General features: G+C 68.1%; 11 protein-coding genes. 8 read left to right on the plus strand and 3 right to left on the minus strand.

Translation table 11 applies throughout. The annotated features are described in order from the left end of the window. Positions 1 to 229: 229 nt before the first annotated feature. Positions 230 to 874, minus strand: a complete 645-nt coding sequence (locus tag PCK14_RS18525) for an MBL fold metallo-hydrolase (protein ID WP_269939996.1) — start codon at positions 872 to 874, stop codon at positions 230 to 232. A gap of 88 nt (positions 875 to 962) precedes the next feature. On the opposite strand from PCK14_RS18525, the gene PCK14_RS18530 reads away from it, so the two are divergent. Next, entirely contained in the window at positions 963 to 1,517 is a 555-nt protein-coding gene (locus PCK14_RS18530; protein WP_269939997.1) for a hypothetical protein, read from the plus strand. 170 nt (positions 1,518 to 1,687) lie between these two features. Next, positions 1,688 to 1,825 carry a hypothetical protein gene (locus PCK14_RS18535; protein WP_269939998.1) on the plus strand — a complete coding sequence of 46 codons (138 nt, stop codon included), beginning with the start codon at positions 1,688 to 1,690 and terminating at the stop codon, positions 1,823 to 1,825. An 88-nt stretch (positions 1,826 to 1,913) separates the two neighbouring features. Here PCK14_RS18535 and PCK14_RS18540 read toward each other — a convergent pair whose 3' ends face one another. Next, positions 1,914 to 2,765, minus strand: coding sequence for an excalibur calcium-binding domain-containing protein (locus PCK14_RS18540; protein WP_269939999.1), 852 nt, complete (start codon positions 2,763 to 2,765; stop codon positions 1,914 to 1,916). 131 nt (positions 2,766 to 2,896) lie between these two features. Between PCK14_RS18540 and PCK14_RS18545 the strand changes: the two genes are divergently transcribed. The 5 genes from PCK14_RS18545 to PCK14_RS18565 all read left to right on the plus strand — a co-directional run bounded on the left by PCK14_RS18545 (position 2,897) and on the right by PCK14_RS18565 (position 7,549). Next, on the plus strand, positions 2,897 to 3,643 hold the full coding sequence (locus PCK14_RS18545; RefSeq protein WP_269940000.1) for a response regulator transcription factor: 747 nt from the start codon (positions 2,897 to 2,899) through the stop codon (positions 3,641 to 3,643). Beyond that, positions 3,634 to 5,298, plus strand: a complete 1,665-nt coding sequence (locus tag PCK14_RS18550; protein WP_269940001.1) for a sensor histidine kinase — start codon at positions 3,634 to 3,636, stop codon at positions 5,296 to 5,298. The genes PCK14_RS18545 and PCK14_RS18550 overlap by 10 nt, the downstream gene beginning before the upstream one ends. A gap of 37 nt (positions 5,299 to 5,335) precedes the next feature. Continuing rightward, positions 5,336 to 5,983, plus strand: coding sequence for a hypothetical protein (locus PCK14_RS18555; protein WP_269940002.1), 648 nt, complete (start codon positions 5,336 to 5,338; stop codon positions 5,981 to 5,983). A 66-nt stretch (positions 5,984 to 6,049) separates the two neighbouring features. After that, positions 6,050 to 6,754 carry a YcnI family copper-binding membrane protein gene (locus PCK14_RS18560; RefSeq protein ID WP_269940003.1) on the plus strand — a complete coding sequence of 235 codons (705 nt, stop codon included), beginning with the start codon at positions 6,050 to 6,052 and terminating at the stop codon, positions 6,752 to 6,754. A 135-nt stretch (positions 6,755 to 6,889) separates the two neighbouring features. Next, positions 6,890 to 7,549, plus strand: a complete 660-nt coding sequence (locus PCK14_RS18565; protein WP_269940004.1) for a DUF4232 domain-containing protein — start codon at positions 6,890 to 6,892, stop codon at positions 7,547 to 7,549. 34 nt (positions 7,550 to 7,583) lie between these two features. Here PCK14_RS18565 and PCK14_RS18570 read toward each other — a convergent pair whose 3' ends face one another. Next, complete coding sequence (locus tag PCK14_RS18570) at positions 7,584 to 8,171, minus strand: hypothetical protein (protein ID WP_269940005.1); 588 nt, start codon at positions 8,169 to 8,171, stop codon at positions 7,584 to 7,586. A gap of 150 nt (positions 8,172 to 8,321) precedes the next feature. Here PCK14_RS18570 and PCK14_RS18575 point away from each other — a divergent pair, with 150 nt between their 5' ends. After that, complete coding sequence (locus tag PCK14_RS18575; protein WP_442864762.1) at positions 8,322 to 13,178, plus strand: ATP-dependent helicase; 4,857 nt, start codon at positions 8,322 to 8,324, stop codon at positions 13,176 to 13,178. Positions 13,179 to 13,228: the final 50 nt, after the last annotated feature.

Below are 13,228 nucleotides of genomic sequence, written 5' to 3' on the forward strand. Positions count from 1 at the left end.
CCCTGCCTCCAGCACGGCCAACACAATCACTTTGTTCTTTCCCATAAACAATGCTCGACCGAAGTGGGAACCATGTCTCGAGACATCGGGGAAGTATCACCTGGGAACTATGTCCTGAGATCACACACCACCGTCACCGCCAATCGCAAGGCCCCTGCTTCCCTTTGTTTAGAAGGAAAGCAGGGGTTTTGTTTTGCCCAAAAACAGGGCCGCGGGGAAGCGGCAGATCCTATTGGGGACTGGCCAGCAATGCCTTCAGGGCATCAAGGGGATTGGCGACCTCGCCGCCGTGGGAAAACAACACCCGCCCAGCGTGAATTGCCACAACCCGGCCCAGCGACTCCTGCGCCTGTTGGGCGTCATGGGTGAATGCCGCCGGGGATCGGCGGACGCCTGACCCGTCACTGCCCGCCACATCCCCCGGAAAGAGCACTGAAAGTGCCGGATGAAACAGGCTCCTGTGACCTGGTGTATGCCCGGGGGTTGCCAACGCCAGCAACCCCCTGACGTCGTCCCCGTCAGCCAGCGCCTTTAGCCCCATTGTTTGGGGCATGTGGGCGTGATCCTCAATGCCGGCCCAAACAACCGGGTTTTGGGTTTTCTTCAGGACCTCGGCCAATCCGCCAGTGTGGTCCATGTGTGAGTGGGTGAGAACAATGTCGCTGACATCCCCCCACGCGTCGTCCATGCCTGCCAGCGCCTTGCCTATGTGCTCCGCACTGCCCGGCATGCCTGTGTCGATGAGGACAACACCATTCGGATGCGGAACGAGGAAGCAGCGAACGTCAAAATCGAGTGGTTCAGGACCCGCAACTCCCGCTGGCAAATGAACGTCCATGACGACGGCTTGGACTGCTGAATTGTCAGCGTTCATGGTGCCACCCCTGCCTTGGTGGAAAGGTTTCTTCAGTATGGGCTTTTGCGTCGACGGCGGCAATGAAACGGGTTCTAGACTGGAAACCATGAACGAGACTGCGCAGAAGCCCTCCATTGAAATCCGCCGGATGCTCGAATCCGACAAACCAAAGGTCCTCGAGCTCATTGCCGAGGCCCGTGGAGATGCCCTCAGCCCGGAGGAGCGCGCGGAGCGTGGCTTCATTCAGGGAACTGTCAACGAAGGGCTGCTCGACGCGGCATTGACGGGCCCCGGCATCTACCTTGCAGTGTCCGGAGATGAGGTGGCCGGGTTCGTGATGTCGTGGGGTCCGGAACAAATTGGCGAGCAGAACCGGGTCGGCACTGAATCACTGCGCCTCGCGGCGGAAGCCTTCCCCGGCTCCCGCGTCTTCATGTCCGGTCCCGTGGCAATTTCCGAGCGTTTCCAGGGCCAGGGGCTGTACCGGAAGATGGCCTCCGCCCGTGATGCAGCACTCGCCGGCGATTTCCAGTGCGCCGTCCAGTTCGTTGACACCGCAAACGTAAAGTCGCTGAACGTGCACCGCCACATGGGAATGACGGAACTGGAGCAGTTTGAGGCCAACGGCAGCCAGTTCGTCCCCTTCGCCTACGCACTGTAGAGAGGAAACCGGGACCACCGCGCTGCCTTGGGCACCCGCGCCCTGAATTGCTAAGCTTGGGCATCCGCCGATGCCTTCGGCGAGCTTTTTTCGTTGCACGCCACATCTGCGTGGCCGAAAGCAACGACTACCCCGGCCCGCACACGAGGGCCGTCGAACAAAGGAAACCATTGGGTACTCAAGTAACTGACCAGCACTCAGAAAACGCGCACGGAGAGCCCAGCGCCCTGGCCAGCAACATCATCGGCTACGGGACTGTGGTCGGCGGTGCCGTCTGCTTCGGCCTCCTGATCTGGCTCGGCCTGTAGCAACTAAACGCCTGGCAAGAACGCCCATCAATTTGATGGGCGTTCTTGCGTTTCACGGGCCCGGAATCAAGGCCTGTGGCTGCTGCGCCTACCGCTCACAGGCAATGCCGTCGCTGTCACCGTCCATTTTGGGCCGGTAGCCGGGCTGTCCAATGTACAGAGGGGCCGCTCCAGCGGCCTTGGCCTCCGAGCAATTCGCGTAGTAAACGTCCCCGGCGGGAGCCTCCAGCAACGGCTGAATGGGCGGAGCCTGCTGCTGTGCCGCCTTTTCGGCTGCCACCCGTGCCGCCTCATCCGCCGCTGCCTGAACCGCTGCAGCCTGTTCGGCGGCGGCCTTCTCGGCCGCAGCCTTCTCTGCCGCGGCCTTTTCGGCAACGGCCTTCTCCTGGGCCACGCGGGTGACTTCAGCCCTCTCGGCCAGGAGCGTCTTGGAGTCCTTTTCCGTCATCCACACCAGGACCCCCTTGTCATTTTTGGTGCAATTGAGGGTTCCGCCGGGTTCAACAAATGACGTGCCTTCAGAGGCGCATTCGTCGAGCAGCCTACTTTTGGGCGTGGGGGTTGGACTGGGCGACGGAGTTGCGGTAACCGTAGCCACAACCTTTGTCTCCGCCAGCGGGACCATGGTGCTGGGTGCTGGATCTGCCGCAGCAGTAGCGACAAAGCCCAGAACCAGGGCGGCGAAGCCGGCACCCACGGCAGCTCCAGCTCCCTTGCGGTGGGGCAGTCCGAGCCATGATCTGCGTCCGAAGACCAAGGAATACAGGGCCGTCACTATGAGGAACAGGGCGAACAGGACCAGCCAGGCGCCGAACGCTCCGGCAACGCCGGAGACCAGCATGAGGATGAGCAGAAGAAGCCAAATCCCCGCAGTAATCCAGAATGATTTTTTGGGGCGCCTGCCGGCTTTACTGGTCCCCGCAGAAAAGGTGTTTGTCATGAAGTCCTCCGCAAGAATGAAAAATGCAACGAAGCGATGATTCACCAGTCCGGTGAACGGCCAGTGTAGGACACAGAGAACACACAGGGACCATTCAGCCAGCATCGTGACGCGTGCCAGAGAATGAAGACATGGAATTTCCACGCCCGGCCACCGAACCTGCCACCCTCCCCAAGCTGACCCGCACCGACGGCGAACCCATCCGCGCGCTCGTGGTGGACGACGAACCGGAGTTGGCCGATCTCATGCGCCGCGGACTGGAGATGACCGGCTGGCAGGTGGAAACGGCCCACGACGGGTTTGAGGCAATGAACATCGCCCGGGGCTTCATGCCAGACGTGCTGGTGCTGGACATCATGATGCCCGGCATGGACGGCGTGGAACTGCTCCAGCGCATCCGCTCCATCCACCCCGACGTCCCCGCGCTCTTCCTGACCGCCAAGGACGCCGTGGCGGACAAGGTCACGGGCCTGCAGGCAGGGGGCGACGACTACGTCAGCAAGCCCTTCAGCATGAAGGAGGTCCTGCTGCGCCTCCACCGCATTGTGCAGCGCTCGGGCATCACCGCCCCGGATTCGGCCCAACTGAGCGTCGGCGACCTTTCCCTGAACAAGGACACCAAGGCGGTCCAGCGGGCGGGGACCGAAATCGCCTTGACCACCACCGAATACGAGCTTCTGAAGTTCCTCATGGAAAACCCGCGCCACGTGCTGAGCAAGTCCCGCATCCTTGACCGCGTCTGGAACTACGACTTCGGCGGCCAGAGCAACATTGTTGAGCTGTACATTTCCTACCTGCGCAAGAAAATCGATGCCGACCGCGAACCCATGATCCACACCGTCCGCGGCTCCGGCTACGTGATCAAGCCATGCCAGTGACCACCCCCGCAGCCCCCGCCACACCACCGCGGACAGCGGCAACGGCCCGCGCCAAGGAACTCCTGCACCCGGCCTCGTGGCACTTGAGCACCCGCCTGGTGGTGGTGATGCTCGCCCTGTTGACAGTCATTTGCGCACTCGTGGGCATGGTCAGCTACACAGCCCTGAGCGTCACCGTGAAAAGCCAGCTCGACGCCTCCCTCCAGCAGGCCGCCGTGCGCACCGCCGCCTACTACACCAGCCCCGGCACCACGGGCCCGGGCCCCGACCCCCTCAACGCCCGGGCCACGAGCGCAGGCCAGTTGAGCGCGGTCCTGAGTGACGGCGTCGTCCATTACGCCGGAATCCTCTCCAGCCGCGGCACCCGGCAGCAACTGACCACGGCCGACGCCGACATCCTGGCAGGCCTGTCCACCAACGGGACATTCAGCGACAGGACACTCTCGATCGGCGAGTACCGCCTCGCCGCCCAGGCAGTCCCCAACGGCGACACCCTCATCACCGGCCTCCCCCTGGCCGCCACCAAACAGACACTGCAAACGCTGGTGGTGTCCATCATCCTTGTCTCGCTCGCCGGGCTGCTGGCGCTGGGCTGGGCAGGCACCGCCATCATCCGGCGCAGCCTGCGCCCCCTGGCCGTGCTCTCCGGCACGGCCACCAAGGTGGCCACGCTAAGGCTCGACGCCGGCGAGGTCGCCCTGAGTGCGCGCGTCCCAGAAGCGGCCGCCCGGCCCGGGACGGAAGTGGGCAACGTGGGCCACGCATTCAACGCCATGTTGGAGAACGTCTCGCACGCCCTGCAGGCCCGCCAGCACAGCGAAACCAAGCTGCGCCGCTTCGTGGCCGATGCCAGCCATGAACTCCGCACGCCCCTGACGGCGATCCGCGGCTACGCCGAGCTGCTTTCCATGACCGAGCCGCTGAGCACCGACGGGCAGACCGCGCTGGGCCGGGTGCAGGCCCAGTCGGTGCGGATGAGCAAGCTGGTCGAGGACCTGCTGACCCTGGCCCGGCTGGACGAGCAGCAGGCCGCCGCGGGAACGGCTGCCCCATCGCAGGGCGGCAGGAACCACGCTGCGGCCGCGGTTCAGGCCCCCGTGAACGTGAGCCCCCTGGTCATGGAGGCCGTGCGCGACATCCAGGTGGCCACCCCGGGCCACGAATGGCAGTTCACGGTCCCCGACGAACCCGTTGAGGCGGCCTGCGGGGAATCCGCCCTGCGCCAGGTGCTGCTGAACCTGCTCTCCAATGCCGCCAAGCACACACCCACCGGAACGGCGGTCCACACCTCGCTGTCGCAGGCGCCTGACGGCAGCGTTGTGCTGGAGGTCAGCGACAACGGCCCCGGCATCGACCCCGCCTTCCTGGCCGTGGTCTTTGACCGGTTCTCGCGCGCCGACACTGCCCGGACCGGCACCACCGGCAGCACGGGGCTGGGCCTGAGCATTGTGCAGGGCATGGTGCAGGCCCATGGCGGCACCGTGCAGGCTGCAAGTGTGCCCGGACGGACCACCTTCACGGTCAGGCTGCCCGGTGCAGCCTCCCCGCAGGCCCCCGCCAAGGCCACTCCCCGGGCCCCCGCGCCTGCGCCCAATGTGACAGCCAATCCGCAGGGCCTTCCGCCCCGAATGCCAGACAGGGGAATTCCCCGATAAGCTGGGAAAGTTGGCCAGAGCGCGGAAGGGAGCACACATGGACCACGCGCCATTTCGGCTCCTGCGCACCTCGCTGGTCGGCGCCACCATCATTGGCCTGGCAGCCGGCGCCCACCTGCTGGGTGGCGGCACACTCCCGGCCCCCGGCATCATGGTTGGCATCCTGGCCCTGCACGTGCTGTGCTCAACGGTTGCCACCAAGTTCAAGCTCTCGATCCCTGCCATGGCCGGCCTGCTGGGCAGCAGCCAAATAGTGCTCCACCAGGCGTTCGACGCCCTGTCCCACGGCGCCCACGCAACCGGTGTTGGCGGGGCAGCCGCCGCGGGCCACCACGGCATGACGGCCGAGGCCCACGCGGCCAGCCTGCTCGCCGCGGCCGCGCCACTGGCGGACCCGGCCACCGCATCGCTGGGCCATGCGGCCGGGATGTCCGGCTGGATGTTGGCCGCCCACATTGCAGCCACCCTGGCCGCCGCCGGACTCCTCGCCTATGGCGAAAGCGCCCTCTGGGCCCTCGCGGGCTGGCTGCGGCCGCTCTGCCAAAGCGCCGCCGTCATCCGGCTTATCCCGGTGCAGGACGCCCGGCCCCGCATTGTGCCGCGCCCCCTGCCGCGCCTGCCGTGGCGCAATCTGCGCCCCAACACCCGGCGCGGCCCGCCCGCCGCTGCAGCAGTCTTCGCCTGACGCCCTGTCGAACCAGTCACAGGGCGCGATTCCCTGTAATTTTTTCCTGTTCGAAAGGCTTATGCCATGCGCATTTCACGCACCCTCAAGACCACCCTTGCCCTCGGAGCCACGAGCGGCCTGATGCTGCTGGGGCTGGGCAGCGCCTCCGCCCACGTCAGCGCCACCCCCACCGAAACGGCCGCCGGCGCCTACACGCTGGTCACCTTTGCCACGGGCCACGGCTGCGACGGCTCGCCCACCACGTCGATGACCATCACGCTGCCCAAGGAACTCAACGACGCCACGCCCACGGTCAACCCGAACTGGACCATCAGCAAGGCGACGGAAAAGCTGGACACCCCCCTCACGCTGCCCAACGGCAGCAAGGTCAGCGAGCGCACCGCGTCCATCACGTACACGGCCAAGACTCCCCTGCCCGACCACCAGCGCGACACCTTCACCCTGTCCCTGCAGCTGCCCGACGTCGCCGCCGGCACCACCCTGCACTTCCCCACGCTGCAGAAGTGCGAGACCGGGCAGACAGACTGGAAGGAAATCCCGGCCGCCGGCGCCGACCACGACTCCGTGGACGCCCCGGCACCCTCACTGACCATCACGGCGGCAGTGGCCGGCGACGCCCACGGTGCACACGGCGCGGACGCGACTTCCGAGACCGCTGAAACGTCCGACGGCGGCACCACCTGGCCGGCATGGCTCGGCCTGTGTGCCGGGCTGGCCGGGCTGGTCCTGGGCGGCCTGGCCTTCCTGCGCACCTCCCGCAAGGCTTAGCATCCGCGCAGGGGCGGGCGGGATGGTCCGCCCCTGCGCGTTGGCGCCCGTGCGAATGCGCAGGGGAGCCAGCGCGCGACACACCGGGGGCCCGGCCGGGTTGACTCGGGATTGCTGTGGGGCAAAAGTGGGGGCATGACTATTCCCCCGAGAAGCCGCACCTACAAGCCCCACGCAGCCAGGATCCTGGCACTTGCTTCGGTCCTGGCCCTGGGGGCGACTCTCTCGGCGTGCGCCCCGCGGGAATCAACGGGCTCCGAAACCACGGCACCGGCCACCTCGGCCGGCCCCAGCGCCACCGCACCTGCCGAGACCGGGGAGGCCACGCCGTCGTCCGCCCCAAGCAGCGCACCGGCAGCCACCACGCCGGCCCCTCCCCCGCTGTGCACGGCGGCCTCGCTCGCGGGATCCCTGGATGACACCGGTGGTGGCGCGGCCGGGCACATCTACATGAAGCTTATTGTGAGCAACAGTTCCAGTGCGGACTGCATCCTTGACGGGTACCCGGGGGTTTCGCTGGTTGCGGCCGGAAGCACGGAACCGATCGGCGAACCCGCCGAGCGCGATGCGTCGGCACCCTCCAGCGGTCCCATCACCCTGGCTCCGGGCGACAGCGCCGCCGCGGTGCTGCGCTACACGCAGGCAGGGAACTACCAGGACTGCAACCGTGTGGATGCCGCTGCCGTGCTGGTGTACCCGCCCAGCGCGACGGACAGCCTGTCGATCGCGCGCCCGTTGACCGCCTGCAGCAATGCAGGGATCAAGCTGCTCACGATTGGTGCTTTCCAGCCGTAGCGCGGCGTCCAGCCCCGGCGCGGACAGTCGGGGCTCAGCGGGGGGTGCGGCTCAGCGGTGACTGCGGCTCGTTGGGGTCGAATTCCTCGAAGGAGCCGATGAAGCCGGGGTCTGAATCCTGCGATTCCCGGCGCCGGCCGTGCCGCAGCACGTACAGTTTGTTGGCGGCGAAGGCCAGGGCGCCAACGGCCACCAGGTGCATCGCGCCGCCCAGCACGTCGACGTGGATGACAGCTGCCAGGAACCCCGTCACGGCGACGGCCCCGCCCACCGTGACGAGCAGGCGCAGCTGTTCAAAGCGTCCGTACACGGCAACGGCTGCGCCAATGGCCAGCCATGGCCCGGCGCCGTTGAGGAAGGGAATCAGCGCGAACAAGACGATGCCAAGGCCGGTTCCCCCGGCAAGGTACAGGTAGTGATTCCGTGGGGCCAGCCACCACGACGGGTGCTTCCACAGCCAGGCTGCGCTCAGGGCGCCCACCACGATGGCGCCGGCAACGAAGAAGCGAGCGTCGGCGCCGTTTCCCTTCTCAGCCACCATGCTGATGGCGAGGGAAACCAGGAAGAGGAAGGACAGGCCAAGCATCGGAACCCAGTTGTTCCCCACATGCCTTGTCTTCACTGTGCCAGCCTCCCAAACCGTCCAAACCAACCAGGCTGGCCGTGGGCGTGCACAAGCTGCCGGACCGGCCCCGGCATTCATTGCCGCTCCTACCGTTTAGATTACCGCTAGCCACGGACACTTGCGGACCGCTGCCGCAATGTGGGCACCATGCGGCATGATGGAGCCGTGCAAGGAACAACGCCCGGCGGTCCGCCCACCACCGCCATGACCCAATTCGCCGCGGCCACGCGCGAATGGTTCCTCGGCGCGTTCGGATCCCCCACCCCGGCCCAGGCGGGGGCCTGGGAGGCCATTGCCGGCGGCGCACATTCCCTGGTGGTTGCCCCCACGGGTTCCGGCAAGACCCTGGCTGCTTTCCTGTGGTCGCTGGACGGGTTGATCGCCCAGCCGCCCGCGAACCCCCAGCCCGGGGAAAAGGCCAGCACCCGTGTCCTGTACATTTCGCCGCTGAAGGCCTTGGGCGTGGACGTGGAACGCAACCTCCGGGCGCCCCTGATCGGCATCACCCAGACAGCCGCCCGCCTGGGCCTGGCCGCCCCGCACGTCAGCGTGGGCGTGCGTTCCGGCGACACTCCGGCCAGTGAGCGCCGCCGCCTCCTGAGCCACCCCCCGGACATCCTCATCACCACGCCGGAATCCCTGTACCTGATGCTGACGTCCAAGGCCCGGGAAACCCTCACCGGCGTGCACACCATCATCATTGACGAGGTCCACGCCGTGGCCGGCACCAAGCGCGGCGCCCACCTGGCCGTTTCACTGGAGCGGCTCGACGCCCTGCTGGACACCCCTGCCCAGCGCATCGGGCTCTCAGCCACCGTGGAGCCGCACTCCACCGTGGCCCGCTTCCTGGGCGGGTTGGCGCCGGTGACCATCGTGGCGCCCGCGAGCACCAAGACCTGGAACCTGGCGGTCACTGTCCCTGTTGCCGACATGACCGAGCTGCCGGCGCTGGCCGCCGCACACGACCTCGGCCCCGCCTCCGGGCTGGCCCCCAACGCCTCCATCTGGCCGCATGTGGAGGAAAAGATTGTGGACGCCGTGCTGGCCAAGAACTCCACCATCATCTTTGCCAATTCGCGGCGGCTGGCCGAGCGGCTCACGGGCCGCCTCAACGAGATTTACGTGGAGCGGCTCGAACTGGATTCGCTGGTCGAGCCTGTCGAGACCCCTGGACCGGACTTCGACAAGCTCAACCACCGGTCCCCCACCCGGCTGCCGGCGGAGATGATGGCGCAGGCCGGATCCGTGGCGGGTGCGCCCAACGTGCTGGCCAAGGCCCACCATGGCTCGGTCTCCAAGGAACAGCGGGCGCTGATTGAGGACGACCTCAAGTCCGGCCGGCTGCGCGCCGTGGTCGCCACCTCCAGCCTTGAGCTGGGCATCGACATGGGCGCCGTGGACCTTGTCATTCAGGTGGAATCGCCGCCGTCGGTGGCCAGCGGGCTGCAGCGGGTGGGCCGCGCCGGGCACCAGGTGGGCGAGATCTCCGAGGGGTTGCTGTTCCCCAAGCACCGGGCGGACCTGCTGCATTCGGCCGTGACGGTGGAACGCATGCTGGCCGGCGGGATTGAGCCACTCTCCATCCCGGCCAACCCGCTGGACATCCTGGCCCAGCAGACAGTGGCGGCCACGGCCCTGGAATCCGTGGACGTGGACGTGTGGTTTGAGACCGTGCGCCGCAGCGCACCGTTTGCCGCCCTGCCGCGATCGGCCTTTGACGCCACGCTTGACCTGCTGGCCGGGCGCTACCCCTCCGACGAATTTGCCGAGCTGCGCCCGCGCATCGTGTGGGACCGGACCGCCGGCACCATTACGGGACGCCCCGGCGCACAGCGGCTGGCCGTGACCTCCGGCGGGACCATTCCTGACCGCGGCCTGTTCGGCGTGTTTATTGTTGGTGACTCTGGCGACCGGGCTGGTGGAGAGCCAGGCGCCACCGCCGCCGCCAACAAGGGCGGGCGCCGCGTGGGCGAGCTCGACGAGGAGATGGTCTACGAATCCCGGGTGGGCGACGTCTTCGCCCTGGGTGCCACGAGCTGGAAGATCGAGGACATCACCTTTGACCGGGTCCTGGTCTCCCCCGCGTTTGGCCAGCCCGGCAAGCTGCCGTTCTGGAAGGGCGACTCCCTGGGCCGGCCGGTGGAGCTGGGCCGGGCACTCGGCGCGTTCATCCGCGAGGTCAGCGCCGCGCCGCGCAAAAAAGCACTGGCCCGCTGCACGGCCACGGGGCTCGATGAGTGGGCCGCGGACAACCTGCTGGGCTACCTGGACGAGCAAAAGGCCGCCACCACGCAGGTCCCGGATGACAAAACCCTCATGGTGGAACGCTTCCACGACGAGCTCGGCGACTGGCGCGTGGTCCTGCACAGCCCCTTCGGCATGCCCGTCCACGCCCCCTGGGCGCTGGCTGTCGCGGCAAGGCTGCACGAACGGTACGGCCTGGACGGCTCCGCCATGGCCTCCGACGACGGCATTGTGCTGCGCGTGCCCCTCATGGACGACGAACCGCCCGGCGCGGAACTTTTCATGTTTGACCCCGAGGAACTGGACGGGATCGTCACGGCCGAGGTGGGCGGCTCCGCCCTGTTCGCCAGCCGATTCCGCGAATGCGCAGCCCGCGCGCTGCTGCTTCCGCGGCAGAACCCCGGCAAGCGCTCGCCCCTGTGGCAGCAGCGCCAGCGCTCGGCCCAGCTGCTGGACGTGGCCCGGAAGTACCCGCAGTTCCCCATCGTGCTGGAAACCGTCCGCGAATGCCTGCAGGACGTCTACGACCTCCCCGCGCTGAAGGACATTGCCTCCTCCCTGGAGCGGCGCGAGCTGCGCATGGTGGAAACCACCACCAACGAGCCCTCGCCCTTTGCCCGCTCCCTGCTCTTTGGCTACGTGGCCAGTTTCCTCTACGAGGGTGATTCCCCGCTGGCCGAGCGCCGCGCGGCCGCCCTGTCGCTGGACCCCGCCCTGTTGGACGAGCTCCTGGGCCGGGCCGAGCTCCGCGAGCTCCTGGACCCCAACGTCATTGCCCTCACCGAGTCGCAGCTGCAGCGCCTGGCCCCCGACCGCCGTGCCCGCGGCATGGAGGGTGCGGCGGACCTGCTGCGACTGCTCGGGCCACTCTCGTTGGACGAGGTCGCCGCCCGCCTTGTGCCGGAAGCTGCCCCTGAAACAGACGACGGCGGGCACCTCGCCACGGCGGCCGGCCACCTTGCCGGGCTGGTTGCCGCCAACCGCGCCCTCCGCGTCAACATGGCAGGAGGGGAACGCTTTGCCGCCATCGAGGACGCGGCCAGGCTGCGCGACGCCCTCGGCATCCCGCTGCCCATGGGTGTGCCACTGGCCTTCATCGAGCCAGTGGCAGACCCCCTGGGCGACCTCATCGGCCGCTATGCCCGCACGCACGGCCCCTTCACCGCCGCGGATGTGGCGGCCAGGCTGGGACTGGGTGTCGCCGTCGTGCATTCCGGGCTGGCACGGCTGGCCGCGGACAAGCGGGTCACGGAGGGCGAGTTTATCCCCATCGGCTCCCCTCACTCGCAAGCTCGTGACGGGTCCCTCGCCGCCGTGGGCCCATCTGAGGGGCTCGCCCGGCAGGAATCGGGCAGCGAGTGGTGCGACGTCCAGGTGCTGCGGCAGCTGCGCAGCCGGTCGCTGGCGGCATTGCGGGCCGAGGTTGAGCCAGTGGATGCCGCCGCCTTTGCGCGGTTCCTGCCGGCCTGGCAGCACGTGACGGCAGCTTCCGGTTCCCCTGCCCTGCGCGGCCTGGACGGAGTCCTGACGGTGGTGGACCAGCTGGCCGGCGTGCCCATTCCGGCCTCCGCGTGGGAGCCGCTGGTGCTGGCGGCCCGGGTTGCCGACTACTCCCCCGCCATGCTCGATGAGCTCACGGCCACCGGTGAAGTGCTGCTTGCCGGGGCTGGTGCCATTGGCTCCAACGACGGCTGGTTGAGCCTGCATGTTGCGGAATCCGCGGAGCTGACGCTGGCACCGCCGGCCGACTTTGACCCTACGGAGTTCCAGCAGCGCGTGCTGGCGGCACTGGAAAACGGTGGCGCCTACTTCTTCCACCAGCTGCGCGAGATGACTGCCGACGGCCCCGACCTTGCCGCCTCCGACTCCGACCTCACGGCTGCCTTGTGGGAGCTGCTGTGGGCCGGGCGGATCAGCAACGACACTTTCTCCCCCGTCCGGGCGCTGTTGGCCGGCGGGCACACGGCGCACAAGCAGAAGGCTCCGCCGTCGCGCCTGCGCCCTGCCCGGGCCGGCCGCTACGGCCGGCTGCCCGGACGTGCCGCGGGTGCGCAGCGCGGCGCGCCTCCCCTGGGTGCGGGCCGCTGGAGCCTGCTGCCTGCCTCACCGCTGGCCGATCCCGCCTCGATGGGCAGCGCCCAGGCCACCCTGCGCGGGCATGCCCTGGCCGAGCTGTTCCTTGACCGGTACGGGGTGGTGACGCGCGGCTCCGTCATGAATGTGGGGCTGCCGGGCGGATTCGGCCTCATGTACAAGGTCCTGGCCCGGCTGGAGGAGAGCGGCAAGTGCCGGCGTGGCTACTTCATCGAGCACCTGGGCGCGGCACAGTTCGCCGTCCCGGCCACGGTGGACAGGCTGCGCACCTTCAGTGAGGATGCCGCACTGAACCCGCGCCCGCCGCAGGCCCTTGCCCTGGCCGCCACCGACCCCGCCAACCCGTATGGCGCCGCCCTGCCGTGGCCGCCGCTGGAGTCGGGCCACCGGCCGGGGCGCAAGGCCGGCGCCCTGGTGGTGATGGTCGACGGCGTCCTGGTCCTGTACGTGGAGCGCGGCGGCCGGACGCTGCTGTGCTTCAGCGGCGATGAGTCCGTGGTTGCCCTGGCGGCCGGGGCCTTGGTCCAGGTGGTCCGTCGGGGCGCGATCGACAAGATGGCCATCGAGAAGGTCAACGGGGCAGACGTCCTGGGCACGCCCCTGGCCGCGGCGCTGCTCGCGGCCGGCGCCAACAGCTCCCCCCGGGGAGTGCGGATCCGTGCCTGAGGGCTTGACCGTGCCTGAGGGCTTGGCGGTGATTGAGCCTGTCGAAATCG

It is taken from the genome of Arthrobacter sp. HY1533 (assembly GCF_027568515.1).
GTDB lineage: Bacteria > Actinomycetota > Actinomycetes > Actinomycetales > Micrococcaceae > Specibacter.

Bases quoted from the DNA above. Each gene is read 5' to 3' on its own strand.
- PCK14_RS18525 (WP_269939996.1), bottom strand. From the start codon at position 874: ATGAACGCTGACAATTCAGCAGTCCAAGCCGTCGTCATGGACGTTCAT.
- PCK14_RS18530 (WP_269939997.1), top strand. From the start codon at position 963: ATGAACGAGACTGCGCAGAAGCCCTCCATTGAAATCCGCCGGATGCTC.
- PCK14_RS18540 (WP_269939999.1), bottom strand. From the start codon at position 2,765: ATGACAAACACCTTTTCTGCGGGGACCAGTAAAGCCGGCAGGCGCCCC.
- PCK14_RS18545 (WP_269940000.1), top strand. From the start codon at position 2,897: ATGGAATTTCCACGCCCGGCCACCGAACCTGCCACCCTCCCCAAGCTG.
- PCK14_RS18550 (WP_269940001.1), top strand. From the start codon at position 3,634: ATGCCAGTGACCACCCCCGCAGCCCCCGCCACACCACCGCGGACAGCG.
- PCK14_RS18555 (WP_269940002.1), top strand. From the start codon at position 5,336: ATGGACCACGCGCCATTTCGGCTCCTGCGCACCTCGCTGGTCGGCGCC.
- PCK14_RS18560 (WP_269940003.1), top strand. From the start codon at position 6,050: ATGCGCATTTCACGCACCCTCAAGACCACCCTTGCCCTCGGAGCCACG.
- PCK14_RS18565 (WP_269940004.1), top strand. From the start codon at position 6,890: ATGACTATTCCCCCGAGAAGCCGCACCTACAAGCCCCACGCAGCCAGG.
- PCK14_RS18575 (WP_442864762.1), top strand. From the start codon at position 8,322: ATGCGGCATGATGGAGCCGTGCAAGGAACAACGCCCGGCGGTCCGCCC.